At 72.8% G+C, this 14,606-nt stretch carries 15 protein-coding genes and 1 pseudogene; 8 read left to right on the top strand and 8 right to left on the bottom strand.

Going from position 1 to position 14,606, the window contains the following annotated elements; genetic code table 11:
* Window positions 1-858 (top strand): sugar phosphate isomerase/epimerase family protein (locus ACFYSC_RS14475; RefSeq protein WP_389961117.1); only part of this gene is annotated, 858 nt, incomplete at its 5' end.
* A gap of 38 nt (window positions 859-896) precedes the next feature.
* Here the strand turns inward: ACFYSC_RS14475 and ACFYSC_RS14470 are convergent.
* A pseudogene (locus ACFYSC_RS14470) lies at window positions 897-1,121 on the bottom strand (DUF6247 family protein); the annotation flags it as partial.
* Window positions 1,111-1,551, bottom strand: a complete 441-nt coding sequence (locus ACFYSC_RS14465; protein WP_389961115.1) for a hypothetical protein — start codon at window positions 1,549-1,551, stop codon at window positions 1,111-1,113. The pseudogene ACFYSC_RS14470 and the gene ACFYSC_RS14465, both read right to left, overlap by 11 nt.
* A gap of 174 nt (window positions 1,552-1,725) precedes the next feature.
* On the opposite strand from ACFYSC_RS14465, the gene ACFYSC_RS14460 reads away from it, so the two are divergent.
* Complete coding sequence (locus ACFYSC_RS14460) at window positions 1,726-2,274, top strand: GNAT family N-acetyltransferase (protein ID WP_389961113.1); 549 nt, start codon at window positions 1,726-1,728, stop codon at window positions 2,272-2,274.
* 177 nt (window positions 2,275-2,451) lie between these two features.
* Window positions 2,452-3,042, top strand: coding sequence for a dihydrofolate reductase family protein (locus ACFYSC_RS14455; protein ID WP_389961111.1), 591 nt, complete (start codon window positions 2,452-2,454; stop codon window positions 3,040-3,042).
* On the opposite strand, the gene ACFYSC_RS14450 is transcribed toward ACFYSC_RS14455, so the two are convergent.
* The gene (locus ACFYSC_RS14450) at window positions 3,011-4,270 is read right to left on the bottom strand and encodes an MFS transporter (protein WP_389961109.1); all 1,260 of its coding nucleotides are present in this window, start codon (window positions 4,268-4,270) and stop codon (window positions 3,011-3,013) included. The two genes, ACFYSC_RS14455 and ACFYSC_RS14450, sit on opposite strands and share 32 nt — an antisense overlap.
* A gap of 257 nt (window positions 4,271-4,527) precedes the next feature.
* On the opposite strand from ACFYSC_RS14450, the gene ACFYSC_RS14445 reads away from it, so the two are divergent.
* From ACFYSC_RS14445 to ACFYSC_RS14435, 3 genes are all read left to right on the top strand, one after another.
* Complete coding sequence (locus ACFYSC_RS14445) at window positions 4,528-5,412, top strand: DUF2268 domain-containing protein (RefSeq protein ID WP_389961107.1); 885 nt, start codon at window positions 4,528-4,530, stop codon at window positions 5,410-5,412.
* A 50-nt stretch (window positions 5,413-5,462) separates the two neighbouring features.
* On the top strand, window positions 5,463-6,221 hold the full coding sequence (locus ACFYSC_RS14440) for a MerR family transcriptional regulator (RefSeq protein ID WP_389961105.1): 759 nt from the start codon (window positions 5,463-5,465) through the stop codon (window positions 6,219-6,221).
* Between the two features lie 92 nt (window positions 6,222-6,313).
* On the top strand, window positions 6,314-6,604 hold the full coding sequence (locus ACFYSC_RS14435) for a YiaA/YiaB family inner membrane protein (protein ID WP_362936232.1): 291 nt from the start codon (window positions 6,314-6,316) through the stop codon (window positions 6,602-6,604).
* Between the two features lie 102 nt (window positions 6,605-6,706).
* Here the strand turns inward: ACFYSC_RS14435 and ACFYSC_RS14430 are convergent, their stop codons facing one another.
* Both ACFYSC_RS14430 and macS read right to left on the bottom strand, forming a co-directional pair.
* Window positions 6,707-7,357 carry a response regulator gene (locus ACFYSC_RS14430; RefSeq protein WP_389961103.1) on the bottom strand — a complete coding sequence of 217 codons (651 nt, stop codon included), beginning with the start codon at window positions 7,355-7,357 and terminating at the stop codon, window positions 6,707-6,709.
* A 102-nt stretch (window positions 7,358-7,459) separates the two neighbouring features.
* Window positions 7,460-8,581, bottom strand: a complete 1,122-nt coding sequence (gene macS / locus ACFYSC_RS14425) for a MacS family sensor histidine kinase (RefSeq protein ID WP_389961101.1) — start codon at window positions 8,579-8,581, stop codon at window positions 7,460-7,462.
* A gap of 441 nt (window positions 8,582-9,022) precedes the next feature.
* Between macS and helR the strand changes: the two genes are divergently transcribed.
* Window positions 9,023-11,170: an RNA polymerase recycling motor ATPase HelR gene (helR, locus tag ACFYSC_RS14420; RefSeq protein ID WP_389961099.1), complete on the top strand. Its 2,148-nt coding sequence runs from the start codon at window positions 9,023-9,025 to the stop codon at window positions 11,168-11,170.
* Between the two features lie 63 nt (window positions 11,171-11,233).
* Here helR and ACFYSC_RS14415 read toward each other — a convergent pair whose 3' ends face one another.
* Window positions 11,234-12,100: a class I SAM-dependent methyltransferase gene (locus ACFYSC_RS14415; protein WP_389961097.1), complete on the bottom strand. Its 867-nt coding sequence runs from the start codon at window positions 12,098-12,100 to the stop codon at window positions 11,234-11,236.
* A 128-nt stretch (window positions 12,101-12,228) separates the two neighbouring features.
* On the bottom strand, window positions 12,229-12,819 hold the full coding sequence (locus ACFYSC_RS14410) for a helix-turn-helix domain-containing protein (RefSeq protein WP_389961095.1): 591 nt from the start codon (window positions 12,817-12,819) through the stop codon (window positions 12,229-12,231).
* Window positions 12,820-12,922: 103 nt separating this feature from the next.
* Here ACFYSC_RS14410 and ACFYSC_RS14405 point away from each other — a divergent pair, with 103 nt between their 5' ends.
* The gene (locus ACFYSC_RS14405) at window positions 12,923-13,930 is read left to right on the top strand and encodes an NAD(P)/FAD-dependent oxidoreductase (RefSeq protein ID WP_389961093.1); all 1,008 of its coding nucleotides are present in this window, start codon (window positions 12,923-12,925) and stop codon (window positions 13,928-13,930) included.
* A 207-nt stretch (window positions 13,931-14,137) separates the two neighbouring features.
* Here ACFYSC_RS14405 and cutA read toward each other — a convergent pair whose 3' ends face one another.
* Complete coding sequence (cutA, locus tag ACFYSC_RS14400) at window positions 14,138-14,473, bottom strand: divalent-cation tolerance protein CutA (protein WP_389961091.1); 336 nt, start codon at window positions 14,471-14,473, stop codon at window positions 14,138-14,140.
* Window positions 14,474-14,606: the final 133 nt, after the last annotated feature.

Genomic DNA, 14,606 nt, shown 5'->3' with positions numbered 1-14,606 from the left:
CCGGCCGCGCGCGGGCCCGGGGCGAAGGCGCGGGGGGGGGCCCGGGGGGGCGCGGGGGGGGGCCGGCGGCGCCCCCCCCCCCCCGGCGCCCCCGCCGGCCGCCCCGGGGGGGGGGGGGGGCGGGGCCCCCCCCCCGCCCGGCCCGGGGACCGGCCGGAGGGCGGACCCGGAGGTCAGGGCGCGGACCGGCCCGAGGATCGGCGCGGGGGCCGGCCCGCGGACCGGCCCGGGGTGCGGGCCGCGCTGGCCGCCGCCGGGCTGGAGATCTCCGCCCTGGCCGGGTACACCGGCGTATGCGCGCCCGGGGACGACGGGCCGGTGGTCGAGGCGCTGGCGGCCGACCTGCTCCTCGCCGCCGACCTCGGGGCCCCCGCCGTACGGGTGTTCCCCGAAGGGGAGGACACGGCGGCCGGGACACGGCGGCTCCGGGCTGTCGCGCCCGAGGCGCGGCGGCTGGGCGTGCGGGTGCTGGTGGAGACGCACGACGCGCTGCCCACCGGCGCGGCCGTGGCGCGGCTGCTGGAGGCGGCCGGGGAGCCGGAGGCCACCGGGGCGATCTGGGACCTGCTCCACCCCTGGCGGCACGGCGAGGACCCGGCGGCCACCCTCGCCTCCCTCGGTGATCATCTGGCCTACGTCCAGATCAAGGACGCCGCCCCCGACCTGACGCCGATGCCGCTGGGCGAGGGGACGGTCCCGCTGGAGGAGGCGGGAAGGCTGCTGCGCGAGCGGGGATACGACGGCTGGGTGTCGCTGGAGTGGGAACGGACGTGGTTCCCGCACATCGCCCCCGTGGAGACCGTGATCGCCGGAGCCGCGTCCTGGACCCGCCGCTTCTCCCCGCCCCCGGACCACTGACCCCGCCACGCCGTGCCGTGCCCCTCCCACCTTCCTTCGCGAACCGCCCGCTCGGCTCGATCGAAATCGGGGCTGGAGACCGCGATCGCGTGCAGCCGCCAGACGTGAAGAAGCTCTTGAAGTTGACTGAGACGCCACACTTCATAGGCCGCGTCCAAGGCCCTGTGATACTCGTCGAGGAACTGTTCGTGCCACTTCTCCGGCGGAACACGCAGGATCTCCGTCGGGTCATACCCGAAATCGGGAAGCGGCTCAGCGGTCATGACACCGAATTTGGACAGGCGGCCGTCCGTGTGCCACCGGATCGGTGTGCCGGTTCGGCGCGGTCCTCACCGCCCCGACGTGACCGTCAAGCCCGTTCAGGTGGAAGACCTGGCCGACCACAGTGGCGAACAGGCCGGTGACGTCGGCGGCGAAGGCCGTCCTCGTCACCCCGAGGCGGCGCAGGGCCGGCCCGTGGTCCCAGACGACGACGGCGCACGCGCCCAGCATCAGCGTCCACCAGGTCAGGCGCGCGGCCACCCGGACCGCCCCCGGCAGGGGCCGGAACGACTCGCGCAGCCGATCGCGGTGGAACGGCACGTGGCGCAGCTCGTCGGCCAGGATCCGCCCGGCCACGTCCGAGGCGAGCCGGTCCCGGCTCCCGTCGCGCACCGCCCGGTAGTACCGGAGGGCGACCACCTCCGCGACCAACTCTTCGTCTCCCGCCCTCCGGAAGGGGACGCGGGCGAGTACACGGTGACGGTGAGCGCGGCCACCGGCTGGCTGTGCGCCTTCTGAGGCGTACTCGCGCTCGCGGCGGTCAGATCGCCTCGGACGGATCATCCGGGCGGTACGGCCGCTCGCGGCAGGCCCTAGCGTTGGTCCATGTCCGAAATGCCATCACGGGTCGAACTGCGCCCGCTCACCCTCTCCGACCAGGACGAGTTCTGCTCGCTCGTTCGGGCCAGCGCCGGGCTGCACCGGCCGTGGATGCGGCTGCCCGCGACCGCGGAGGAGTTCCGGACCTGGATGCGCCGCTTCGACGACGGCGTCAACCTGGGTTTCCTGATCCGGGTCCGGGAGAGCGGCGCGGCCGCCGGTATGGTCAACATCAACTCGATCATCCGGGGCCGCTACCAGGGCGCGTCCCTCGGCTACGCGGCCTTCGCCCCGTCGGCCGGTCGGGGATACATGACCGAGGGGCTCACCGCCGTCCTGCGGCACGCCTTCACCGACCTGCGGCTCCACCGGCTGGAGGCCAACATCCAGCCGGCGAACGAGGCGTCCCTGGCCCTGGCGCGGCGCCTGGGCTTCCGCTACGAAGGGCTGTCTCCCGCCTACCTCTACATCGACGGGGCCTGGCGCGACCATGAACGCTGGTCCGTCACGGCACCGGACCCCTGGACGCCGGACTCCTCCCTCCCGGAGGTCTGAGCCACACGGCGCCGCCGGTGAGAACATGTCCCAGCCGGTGACGGCACCGGCGGAATCCCCCGGGACGGAACGGATTCCCCCCGGGGAGCCCCGCGCCGTCGATCCGGCGGCCCGCCGTTCGTGTAGTGGGTGAGAGCCGGGACCACTCCCGGCGGACGACCACGGAAGGCACGGAACATGGGCGAGGTCATCGTGATCGAGCATCTGACGCTCGACGGTGTGATGCAGGCGCCGGGACACCCCGAGGAGGACCCCCGCGACGGTTTCCGGCACGGCGGCTGGGCGGCTTCGCGCCACGACCCGGCCATGCAGGAGGTGATGGGAGCGCGCATGTCGGACGCGTGGTCCCTGCTGGCCGGCCGGACGACGTACGAGCGCTTCGCGGAATACTGGCCCCGGCAGGCACCGAACCCGTTCACCGAGGCCCTCGACAGGGTCCGGAAGTACGTGGCCTCGACCACGCTGGCCGAGCCGCTGCCCTGGCGGAACTCCACCCTGCTCAAGGGGGACGCCGCGGACGCCGTGGCCGTCCTCCGGGAGGAGACGGAGGAGAACCTGGTGGTGTTCGGCAGCGGGGCGCTGGTCAGGTCGCTGATGCCGCGCGGCCTCGTCGACGAGCTCGTCCTGCTGATCCACCCGCTGACGCTGGGATCGGGCCGCCGGCTGTTCCCCGGCTCGGGCCCGGACCTCTCCGCGTTCCGGCTGGTCGAGTCCGCGACGACCGGCACCGGCGTGATCATCGCCGTCTACCGGCCCGCCGGGGACTGACCGCACGGAAGCGGTCCGCACTCCCCGGTTCCGCGGCAGGCGCCCCGCCTCCCCGGAGGATCCCCGTACGCCCCAGACGCCAGACGGCGTAGACGGTGGCGAGGAGCGTCAGTGAGCCCGAGGCGAGAATGGAGGACCGGGCGTCCAGGACGACTCCGGGGGTGCCGAGCAGGTAGCCGAGGGCGACGCAGGTGTTGACCAGCACACGGAAGTACGCCCAGGCCCGCCCGTGCATGTCCGGAGGGATGTGATGGTGGATGACGTTGCGGACGCCCACGTTGTGCGCGCCGTTGCCGAAACCGCCGAGGACGAAGGCGACGGCGATGACCGCTGCCACCGGGACGAGCCCCTCCGCCAGCAGCGCGGCTCCCATCAGCGCCGCGCCGCCCAGGACCATGGTCAGGGGGTATGAGCTGACCCTCCGCCAGGCTCCGATCAGCGACCCGGGCAGCGAGCCCAGGGACCAGGCGGACAGGAGGAACCCGTAGAGCACGTCGCTGCTGGTGACCTGGCGGAGGTAGAAGACGCCCGCGACGCCCTCGATGGACGTGGCGAAGATGACGGCGGCGAGGATCGGCAGGAGCGGCCGGACCACCGGTGATCGCCACATGGCCCTCAGCCCGTCGAGCGCGCCCGCGAACAGGCCGGTGCTCAGCGACACGCGCTGGTCCCGGCCGCCGGGGACCACGCCCTGGATGACGAAGGAGACGATCACGAAGCTCACCGCGTTGAACGCCAGGAGCCAGGTGTTGCCGAAGGCGGTGAAGAGAAGGCCGCCGAGGCCGGGGCCGGCCAGGGAGGAGAGCGACATCACCGCGGTGAGCCAGCTGTTGGCCTTCCCGACGCCCGCCGTACCGGCGATCGAGGGGAGAAGCTTGAAACCCGCCGACGAAGAGATCACGGCGAAGACGTTGGCCAGCGCGACCAGGATGACCCGGGCGTGGAAGACGGGAAGAAGCGCCGCCGCGGCGAAGAACACTCCCTGGACGAGCACCGCCGTCAGCCAGGCGTGTTTGGCGTTCACCCGGTCGACGAGGGCGCCGAGGAACGGGGCGAGCACCAGCGGGGGAACGAGTTCGGCGAAGTAGACCTCCGTCACCCACCAGGACGGCCCCGTGCTGGCGGCCTCCAGCACCAGGGAGAGCGTCGCGACCCCGTCGCCGAGGGTGGAGACGAAGGTGCCGCCGAGCAGCACGAGGAGGGCCGCCGGGATTCGGCGTTCCGGCATCGGCGACCTCTTCCGTCGTGGGGCCGGTTCTCACAGATCAAGATCGGGATCCTAGGTGGCCGGTCACGCCGGAGCAATCGGTTTTCTCCGTGGAGACGCCCGGCGACGGGACCGGCCGGTACGCCACCCGCGGAGAGGGTGGCGCCCCGGGCGGCCATCCGGATGGAAGACGCCCGCGACGCCTTCGCCGGTCGCGCCTCGGCGAGGGGAACCGCCGGTTTGACCTTGACGCTGCGTCAACTTCTAGCATCGCGGCCATGTCGATCACCGTTCTTGACACCTACTCCGCCATGAAGCGGATCCTCCTGGCCCCGATCGCGAAACGCGCCGGCCTGCTGCGTTCGATGCTGGAGGCCAACAGGGGCATGTACCGCTACCACCCCGGCGAGCTCGACCTGGCCGCGGCGCACTTCCAATCGTCCGGGTTCCCCATCGACCGCGACGAGGAGCGTTGCCTCGACGCGCTCGAAACCCTGGCGGCGGCCGGGGCCTGGGAGCGGATGCAACGCGCGCTCGACGACGCTCTGGCCGTACTGCTGGAGGCGACGCCGGGGCTGGAGGCCCCGGACATCACCGTGCTGTTCGTCCTCGGTGATCCGGCTGACAAGCACTTCATGGGTCCCTGCCTGGGATTGACCGGGTTCGGCGGCATCTCGGGCAACATCGCCATCACGCTCTGGCCCTTCCCCGAGAACATGGAGCGGCTGGAGGCCACCGTCGTGCACGAACTCAACCACAACCTGCGATGGAGTCCGGGCGGGGTGGTGTGGGACCCGATGACCGTCACGGTCGGCGAGCACATCGTCGGCGAGGGTCTGGCCGACGCCTTCGCCCGCCAGCTCTACGGGGACGAGCTCGGCCCCACCCGCATCGGCGTGCCGCACCTGCACGACGACGAGGTCTTCGCCAAGGTCCTCACCGGGCTCGACGTGACGGGCATGCACAACTTCACCGCCTGGGTGCACGGCGACCCCGGCGCCGAGCACCTCGGTGTCACCCCGGTGGGACTGCCGATGGGCGCCGGATACGCCGCGGGCAACCGGCTGGTCGACACCTACCTGGCGGCGACCGGGCAGACGGCGGCGCAGGCCCTGCACGCCGACAGCTCGGAGATCATCGCCGCCACGCTCCGTCGCGGGTGACAGCGGGCGGCGGACGGTGACGGCGGGAGACGGTGGGTGACACTGGGACGATGGAGTGGACGATCCAGGAACTCGCGGCGAGGGCCGGCGTCACCAGCCGCACCCTGCGCCACTACGACCGCGTCGGTCTCCTGGCCCCGTCCCGGATCGGCGCGAACGGGTACCGCTACTACGACCCGGTCGCGGTCGCCCGGCTGCAGCGGATCCTGTTCATGCGCCGGCTCGGCATGGGCCTGCCGGCCATCGCCGAGGTCCTGGCGGACGAGGTGGACACGTGCGACGGGATCCGCGCGCACATCGCCGCGCTGGAGGAGGAGCGGGACCGCATCGAACGGCAGATCCGGTCCGCGCGTCACACCCTCGAAGCTTTGCGGGCGGGGGCGGAACCGCAGATGGACGTCATGTTGGCGGGGTTCAACGACCGCCACAAGGACGAGGTGGTCTCGCGCTGGGGCGAGCGCGTGTTCCGGGTGAGCAACGACTGGTGGCATGGCAAGACCCTCGACCAGCAGCGGGCCTGGAAGCAGGCCGCCGAGGACCTCGTCGCCGCGTGGGTCGCCGCGGTGAGGGCCGGGGTCTCTCCGGCGTCGGAACACGCTCAGTCTCTGGCCGCCCGGCATGTCCGGTGGCTGAGCCGGATCCCGGGCACCCCCACGGCGGAGGGCGACCGGGAGCGCTCGATCGAGATGGTGAACTGCCTGGGGGACATGTACGTCGACGACCCCCGCTTCGCAGGCATGTACGGCGACGCCGCCGGGGCGAGGTTCGTCCGCGACGCGTTGCACGCGCACACGCGGACCCGGATGTGACCCGTCCGGCGCATCGCCTGGGTTCGCGTGCTCAGGCGGAAATGGGTAGGCGTACTCAGGCGCGCGCCCGGCCGGTGCCGGACCCTGGGGGCATGACCAAGCCAATCCAGCCCGTCATGACCTCCGCCTACTTCGCGCAGTGCGTCATCTCCTTCGGTGTGGCGCTCGGCAGCACGACGCTCGGCGTCTTCTACCTGCCGGTCAGCTCGTGGGTCCGCGCCTTCCTCGCGGTGTCCGTGCTGTACACGGTGACGTCGGCCTTCGTCCTGGCCAAGTGCGTGCGCGACCGGCAGGAGTTCGACAGCATGTCGAGCCGCGTCGACCAGGCGCGCCTCGACAAGCTGCTCTCCGAGCACGACCCCTACAAGGTCGACGCCCTGTGAGCCGCCCCGCCGGCTCCGGGTCACCCCGGCGGACCTGAGCCGTCCCGGCGGCCGCGCCGCGCCTCGCGCCGTTTCGCCTCGGCCCGGCCCGCCGGGCCCGCCCTACGCCTCGTCGAGTCCCCGTTCGATCGCGTAGCGGACGAGATCGACCCGGTTGTGGAGCTGGAGCTTGTTGAGGGTGTTCTGCACGTGGTTCTGCACGGTGCGGTGGCTGATCACCAGCCGTTCGGCGATCTGCCGGTAGGACAGGCCCTTGGCGACGAGGCGCAGCACCTCGGTCTCCCGGTCGGTGAGGCGCGGCTCGTCGCCCGCGGGTCCGCGCGTCGCCAGGCGGCGGTACTCGCCGAGCACCAGGCCGGCCAGGCCGGGGGTGAAGACCGGTTCCCCCTCGGCCGTGCGCCGGACGGCGTCGAGGAACTCCTCGCGGCTCGCGGACTTGACCAGGTAGCCGGAGGCTCCGGCCTTGACCGCCTCCAGCACGTCCTCGTGCTCGCCGCTCGCCGACAGCACCAGCACGCGGGGCGGGTGGTCGGACGCGGCCAATCCTCTGGCGACCTCCACCCCGGGCAGGTCGGGAAGCCTCAGGTCGAGGACCACCACGTCGGGCCGTACGGCGACGGCCACGCGGAGCGCCTGGCGGCCCTCCCCCGTGGTCGCCACCACTTCGTACCGGGCGTCCTCCAGGTCGCGGGCGACCGCGTCCCGCCACATCGGATGATCATCTACCACCATTACCCGCGGAGCGCCGGCCATGCCGCAACTGTAGACCGGCCCGCGGCGCCGGTGCGCGCGTCGCCCGTGGTGCGAGGCCGCGCGGCGGGGCCCGGCGTGCGCGGGCGCCCGGGATGTGCGCGCCTACCCGGGGGCGGAGGCGGGGACGGCCATCTCGATCTCGGTTCCCTGGCCGGGCGCCGACGTGACGGCGACGGTGCCGCCGATGCCGGTGATCCGGCCCCGGATGGACTGCGCGACGCCGAGCCGGCCTTCCGCCTCCGCCTCGGAGAGGCGGCCCGGGGGGATGCCGGGACCCTCGTCGCGCACCGTGACGGTCACCGAGACGCCGTCGTCCTCGGCGAGGACCCAGGCCCGCGCGTCGCCGCCGCAGTGCCTGCGGACGTTGTCGAGCGCCGCGCCCACGGCCGCGACGACCTCGCGGGCCTGACCGGCGGGGAGGAGCAGCGGGGTCGCGGGCGCCGACACGGTGACCGTCCTCGTGGTGTACCGGCGCAGACCGGCCCCCACGTCCACGAGGCCCGAGCCGTCCCGCCCGGCCGGGTCCGGGCCGCCGCGGACCATCTCGCGCAGCGCCGCCTCCTGCTCCCCCGCCAGCCGTCCCAGCTCGGCCGCCTCCCCGCCGATCTCCAGCCCGCGGCGCTGCACCAGCGCCAGCACCTGGAGGACGGAGTCGTGGATGCCGCGGGCGAGCCGTTCGCGTTCCCGGCCCGCGGCCTCCATCTCGGCGGCCCGTTGCAGCCGTTCCTCCGCCTGCCGGGTGAGCCGGGTCACGTGGCCGAGGACGGTCCCGGCGAGGACCAGCAGCACGGCTCCGTTGACGGGGACGGAGACGTCGGCCGCGCCCAGGCCGCGCAGCCACAGGTCGCCCAGCGCCAGCACGACCGCGGTGAGCGCGCCGGCCCGCCGCCCGCCGTACACGGCCCAGGCGAGTACGGGTCCGGCGACCCAGGTCGCCGTGATCGGCAGCACGCCCGCCGGTCCGGCGCCGGTCCCCTGCACGTACGGCGAGGCCAGCATGCAGCCGAGGGTGACCACGACGTCCGCCACCAGCAGGGGGCGGCTCCTCCTGGTCGAGTACGCGACGGTGGTGACGGCGGTCCAGACGGCCATCAGGCCGATGACGGACCAGGCCGCGACGGGATGCCGGTAGCCTCCGGCGCTCGCCAGCAGAAGCGCGGCGTAGCCCAGGGACGCGACGCGGTAGACCGCGATGGCGCGCCAGAACGATCCCTCGATCCCCATGTCTCCCCATGAGAGGTGGCCGGCGTTGTTCGCGGTGGTCCGCTCATGATGTCCCACCGCCGCGGATGGGGGGTCGCCCGCCGGGATCGCCCGTCCGGGCCGGTGGCGTCGCCGTACACGGCCGGTTCACGGGTCATGAGGAGGTCGTCCGCCCATCGCGGAGGCGAGGGGACGAGAGGGAGGGGGAACACGTGCTCCCCGCCACTCCTAACGTATAGCGCACCCGGGGGCTTGCCACAAGACCCCGGTCATGCCGCAGAATCGTCCGCCGAGGCCGGGCCCTGGTCGCCGACCGGGGGCCGGGAACTGCGGAAACGGGGGACACGGAATGCGTGTGTTGTCGTCGGCGTACGGGTCGCGCGGGGACGTCGAGCCACTGGTGGGACTGGCGGCGCGGTTGCGGGAAACCCGGCACGATGACCACCGGATCGGAGCAGACGCATGAGACCGCCGGCCACCAGCGCGTTCGACCTTCCCGGCCACCTCGCCCCCAAGGCCGGCCCGGAGCTGATCGGCGCCGACGAGAAGCACTTCGCGGCCATCGCCGAGAGCCTGGAGCAGACGATCGCCGACCTGTCCGGCCGCCTCGACGCCACGCGCAGGGCGCCCGGCGGCGAGGGCAGGGAGGCGCTGGAACGGGACCTGGAGATCCACCGCCTGTCCGGCCGCCTGCGCCTGCTGCGCCGCTTCGGCCTGGACCTGTGCCTCGGGCGCATGGTCGGCGCGGACGACGCCGAGCCCGTGTACGTCGGGCGGCTCGGTCTCACCGACCGGGCGGGCCGCCGGCTGCTGCTCGACTGGCGCTCCCCCGCCGCCGAGCCGTTCTTCGGAGCCACCCACGCCAACCCGATGGGCCTGGCGAGCCGCCGCAGGTACCGCTGGACCCGCGGCCGGGTCAGCGACTACTGGGAGGAGGTGTTCACCCCGGACGGGCTCGAAGGGCACGCCGCGCTCGACGACCAGTCCGCCTTCATCGCCAGCCTGGGCACCGACCGGTCGGCGCGGATGCGGGACGTGCTCGGCACCATCCAGGCCGACCAGGACGCCATCATCCGCGCGGGATCGCGCGGCGCCCTCATCGTCGACGGCGGTCCGGGCACGGGCAAGACCGTCGTCGCGCTGCACCGCTCCGCCTACCTCCTCTACTCCGATCCCCGTCTCGGTCACGACCGGGGCGGCGTGCTGTTCGTCGGCCCGCACCAGCCGTACCTGGCCTACGTCGCCGATGTGCTGCCCAGCCTCGGGGAGGAGGGCGTGCAGACGTGCACGCTGCGGGACCTCGTCGCCGAGGGGGCCACGGCGGTGGCCGAGGCCGACCCGGAGGCGGCCCGCCTGAAGTCGTCCGCGGACCTGGTGAGGGCGATCGAGCCGGCCGTACGGTTCTACGAGAACCCGCCCGCCAAGGGGATGACGGTCACGACCCCCTGGGCCGACATCCGGCTCAGGGCCGAGGACTGGGCCGAGGCGTTCGGCGCGCCGGATCCCGGCACCCCGCACAACGAGGCGCGCGACGTGATCTGGGAGGAGCTGCTCACGATCCTGGTGGACAGGCATGACGACGACGTCTCGGCCGACCTCGTCCGCCGGGCCCTGAACCAGGACAGGGAGCTGCTCACCGTCTTCAACCGCGCGTGGCCGCTGATCGACGCGGCCGACCTCGTCGGAGACCTGTGGACGGTGCCCGCCTACCTGCGGCTGTGCGCGCCCTGGCTCAGCCCCGAGGACATCCGCAGGCTCCAGCGTGAGGACGCCCAGGCGTGGACGGTGTCCGACCTGCCGCTCCTGGACGCGGCACGGCAGCGGCTCGGCGACCCGGAGACGTCACTGCGCAGGCGCCGGCGCGACGCCGCCGTCGCCGCCCAGCGCGAGCGCATGGACCGGGTCGTCGACGATCTGATCGAGTCCGACGACTCCGAGATGCTCACGATGTCGATGCTGCGCGGGCAGGACCTGCAGAACGCCCTGGTCGACGAGGCCGCGCTGCCCGGAGCCGATCCGGACCTGCTCGCCGGCCCGTTCGCGCACGTCGTCGTGGACGAGGCCCAGGAGCTCACCGACGCCGAGTGGCAGATGCTGCTGCTGCGCTGCCCGTCACGGAGCTTCACCATCGTCGGCGACCGCGCCCAGGCCAGGCACGGGTTCACCGAGTCGTGGCGGGAACGCCTGGAGAGGGTCGGGCTCGACCGGATCAGCCTGGCCTCCCTGACCGTCAACTACCGGACGCCGGAGGAGATCATGGCGGAGGCCGAGCCGGTCATCCGGGCCGCGCTCCCGGACGCCAACGTGCCGACCTCCATCCGCAGCGGCGGCGTCCCCGTCGTCCACGGACCCGCCTCGGAGCTGGACGCGGTCCTCGACGCCTGGCTCGCCGAGCACGCCGACGGCATCGCCTGCGTCATCGGCGACCCGGCGTTCCGGGCGACGTCCCGGGTGCGGTCGCTGACCCCGGAGCTGGCGAAGGGCCTGGAGTTCGACCTGGTCGTCCTCGTCGACCCGGAGAGGTTCGGCGAGGGCGTCGAGGGGGCGGTCGACCGCTACGTCGCGATGACCCGCGCGACCCAGCGCCTCGTCATCCTCACCAGCCCTTGACCTCGGCCCGGCCGGTCGTCGTCGCGCCATCGGAGGGACGATGGCCGGAGGAACCATCCGTGGTCAATTACGGCGGACGGCCCAGACGGTGCGCTCGGTGCGCACCGTCAGGTCGTCGCGGCGCAGGATGCTGTGCGGGCTGCCGGTGTCGAGGAGTCGGTCGAGCGCGGTGAGGTCCTCGGAGGAGAGTCTGTCCGCGATGACGCTGCGGATGCGCTGAAGGACACCGGTGGCGTAGCGGCCGATCGCTTCGCTGCGGGTGCCGTCGAGGTTCACGACGATGGTGCGTTCGCCTTCGATGGTGAATCCGGCGGCGGTCAGCATCGGACCCCAGTCGGCACCGCGGTGGGGCATGTGTTCGGATTGGAGGCGGTCGGCTGCGGCGTGGACGCGCTCTTCCAGGCCGGGCCGTTCCGCGGGGGCGTCCGCGGGCAGGAAGCGGGGGTGGCCGGCCAGTTCGACGACGGCGAACAGGCCGCCGGGCGCGAGCGTGTCGTGGACGGCGCGCAGTGCGCGGTCAGGGTGGGCCATGTGGTGCATCGAGGCCGATGCCCAGACCAGGTCCGGTGAGCCGAGGTCGGGCCAGGCGGCTTCGTCGAGGTCGGCTTGCACGGTGCGTACACGCTCCTGGACGCCGAGGGCGCACGCCTTGGTGCGCAGGCGCTGAAGGTGTTCGGCGGAGGTGTCGACGGCGGTGACGTGCGCGTCGGGGAAGCGGTCGAGGAGGGCGAAGGTGCCCGCGCCCGTGCCGCAGCCCAGGTCCACGATGTGGTGTGGGTCGCTCTGCAGCGGCAGCCATGCGGTGATGGAGGCGGTGTGCTCGGCGAGTACTTCGGCGTCCAGGTCGAGGATCTCCGCCTGGCCCTCCGTCTGCTCGTGGTGGCCGTGGGACGCGCCGTGGTGGGGGGTGGGCGTGTGTGCGTGGTTCATGTTCTTCACACTAAGACGGATATGCGCCTGTGGCACGAAGCGTCCCCATTTACGCAAGATAGTGGTCGGGGGTGCTGCCCGACGCGCAAGAGGTCACCGCCGTGGGGGCCGTCGCGCGGCCCGCGCGATCATTCGGGAGCGCCCTGGACATCGTCGCCGCCGTCGCTCTGGTGGCCGCGGCGGGCGTCGCGGTCGAAGATGCCCAGGATCTCGCAGGGCCCGCCCTCGGCGCCGATCGCGTGCGGCATCATCGTGGGGAATTCGGCGGCCTGGTTGGTCTCGAGGCGGAAGCGGCGGTGGCCGAGCATGAGGATCGCGGTGCCGGACAGCACGACGAGCCATTCGCGCCCCGGGTGCGCACGCATGCGCGCCTGGTTCTCGGGGGGCGGTTCGGTCATGCGCTGGCGCACCACGCTCACCCCGGGGTCGGCCTTGACGGCCCAGTGCATCCGGCCGTGCGCGCTGTCGATCGTCGGGCTGGTGATGACGTCGTCGGCGGCGGTCTCCACGAGCTGATCCAGCGTGGTGTCCAGGGCGCGGGCGAGGGTGACCAGCTGATCCAGTGCGAGGCGGCGCTGGCCGTTCTCGATGCGGCTCAGTGAGGACTGGCTGAGGTGGGAGCGGGAGGCCAACTCCTCCAGAGACCAGCCCTGCGCCACCCGCAGGGCGCGGATGCGTTTGCGTACGAGGCCGTCCAGATCCCCATCTTCTTGCGTCATAGGCAACATTGTATGCCTTGGCAGCATGCCGGGTTTAGCGTCGCGTGTAGATGGTCCGCACCGTCTGGGACCGGTGCACGAGGAAAGGCAGGATGCCATGGCTGTGACGACTTCTCCGTACGCGGGTGACGCACTCCCCGATGGGACCGTCGACGTGGTGGTGATCGGCGGAGGTGCCGCGGGGCTGAACGGTGCGCTGATGCTCGCCCGCTCCCGCCGCTCGGTCGTCGTGATCGACAGCGGTTCCCCGCGCAACGCGCCGGCCAAGGCCATGCACGGCTTCATCGTTCTGGACGGCACCCCGCCCCCCGAGATCCTTCGACGGGGCCGGGAGCAGGTGCGCCGGTACGGAGGGCGCGTCGTCCTCGGTGAGGTGGCCTCGGCCGAGCCCGCCGCCCCGTCGACGGACGGAGACCTGCGGTTCACCGTCACCCTGGCCGACGGTCACATCGTGGCCGCGCGCCGGGTCCTGGTGGCCACCGGCCTCAAGGACGTACTGCCCGAGATCCCCGGCCTCGCCGAGCACTGGGGCCACGGTGTGGTGCACTGCCCGTACTGCCACGGCTGGGAGGTCCGCGACGAGCCCATCGGCATCCTGGCGACCGGCCCGGCCTCCATCGGCCACGCACTCCTGTTCCGGCAGCTGACCGAGGACCTGACCTATTTCACCCAGGGCGGTGACCTGGATGAGGCCACCCGCGCCCGCTTCGCCGCCCGCGACATCCGCATCGTCGACACCCCGGTCCAGGAGGTCGTCGACGACGAGGACGGCACCCTCGCCGGCGTGCGCCTGACCGACGGCCAGGTCGTGGCCCGCCGCGTCCTCGCGGTCGCCACCCGGATGGAAGCCCGCGTCGAGGGACTGGACGGTCTGAAGCTGCCGGTAGAGGACCTGCCCGACAACATGGGCCGCCGCTTCGTCTCCGGTACGGCCGGCACCACCGAGGTGCCGGGCGTGTGGGTGGCCGGCAACGCCACCGACCTCGCCGCCCAGGTCGGCGCTTCCGCAGCGGCCGGTGCCCTGGCCGGCGCCCACATCAACCGCCTGCTGGCCACGACGGACACCGACGCGGCCCTCGCCGCGGCCCAGGGCGAAACTCCCGCCCTCTGACACACGGCGCGACGCCTCCCTGCCCTCCCTGCCGCGCGAGAAGCAGGGCGCCGCTTCCGCCCTCAACGACGTCACCCGCGAATTCGGCACCGCACTCGGCGTCGCCCCGCTCGGCGCACTCGTGTCCGCCGGCTACCGCGAATCCATCGACGACAAGCTGCACGGCATCCCCCGAGGCACCGGGGCCACCGTCGACGACGCCCGTGGTCAATCCACCTGGGGTCGATCCGCCGTCTCTCTCGCGATCCAGTTCAGGTAGTCCGGCAGCCCGCCTTCGATGGGGACGGCGACGATCTCCGGTGTCTCGTAGGAGTGCGCGCCCTTGACGAGGGAGACGAGCTCGTCCAGACGGTCCCCGCCGGTCTTCAGAAGGATCAGGAACTCCTCGCTCCGCTCCACTCTCCCCTCCCACCGGTAGAGGGAGGTGATCGGCCCGATGATCTGCGCGCACGCCGCGACGCGGTCGTTCACCGCGGCGGCGCAGATCCTCTCCGCCTCCTCGCGCGTGCCGGCCGTCACATGCACCTCGAAGGCAGACGTCATACGGCCAGCCTACGCGCGACGTCCTCCCCGGAAGGCGGGCACAGGGCGTCCGCGCGCCCCGCGGGCGCTCTTCTCGCGCGGGCCGGAAGACGCTACGCTGATCACGATGACCACCTCATACATCAGATTGGGG

It is taken from the genome of Streptosporangium sp. NPDC004379, from assembly GCF_042873875.1.
Classification (GTDB): Bacteria; Actinomycetota; Actinomycetes; order Streptosporangiales; family Streptosporangiaceae; genus Streptosporangium.
This window is presented reverse-complemented; position numbering and strand designations above follow the sequence as displayed.

Excerpts from the sequence above, each read along its gene's own strand:
- helR (WP_389961099.1), top strand. The coding sequence starts at position 9,023 with ATGAGACCGCCGGCCACCAGCGCGTTCGACCTTCCCGGCCACCTCGCC.
- ACFYSC_RS14440 (WP_389961105.1), top strand. The coding sequence starts at position 5,463 with ATGGAGTGGACGATCCAGGAACTCGCGGCGAGGGCCGGCGTCACCAGC.
- ACFYSC_RS14435 (WP_362936232.1), top strand. The coding sequence starts at position 6,314 with ATGACCAAGCCAATCCAGCCCGTCATGACCTCCGCCTACTTCGCGCAG.
- ACFYSC_RS14460 (WP_389961113.1), top strand. The coding sequence starts at position 1,726 with ATGTCCGAAATGCCATCACGGGTCGAACTGCGCCCGCTCACCCTCTCC.
- macS (WP_389961101.1), bottom strand. The coding sequence starts at position 8,581 with ATGGGGATCGAGGGATCGTTCTGGCGCGCCATCGCGGTCTACCGCGTC.
- ACFYSC_RS14415 (WP_389961097.1), bottom strand. The coding sequence starts at position 12,100 with ATGAACCACGCACACACGCCCACCCCCCACCACGGCGCGTCCCACGGC.
- ACFYSC_RS14455 (WP_389961111.1), top strand. The coding sequence starts at position 2,452 with ATGGGCGAGGTCATCGTGATCGAGCATCTGACGCTCGACGGTGTGATG.
- ACFYSC_RS14430 (WP_389961103.1), bottom strand. The coding sequence starts at position 7,357 with ATGGCCGGCGCTCCGCGGGTAATGGTGGTAGATGATCATCCGATGTGG.
- ACFYSC_RS14445 (WP_389961107.1), top strand. The coding sequence starts at position 4,528 with ATGTCGATCACCGTTCTTGACACCTACTCCGCCATGAAGCGGATCCTC.
- ACFYSC_RS14410 (WP_389961095.1), bottom strand. The coding sequence starts at position 12,819 with ATGACGCAAGAAGATGGGGATCTGGACGGCCTCGTACGCAAACGCATC.
- ACFYSC_RS14450 (WP_389961109.1), bottom strand. The coding sequence starts at position 4,270 with ATGCCGGAACGCCGAATCCCGGCGGCCCTCCTCGTGCTGCTCGGCGGC.
- cutA (WP_389961091.1), bottom strand. The coding sequence starts at position 14,473 with ATGACGTCTGCCTTCGAGGTGCATGTGACGGCCGGCACGCGCGAGGAG.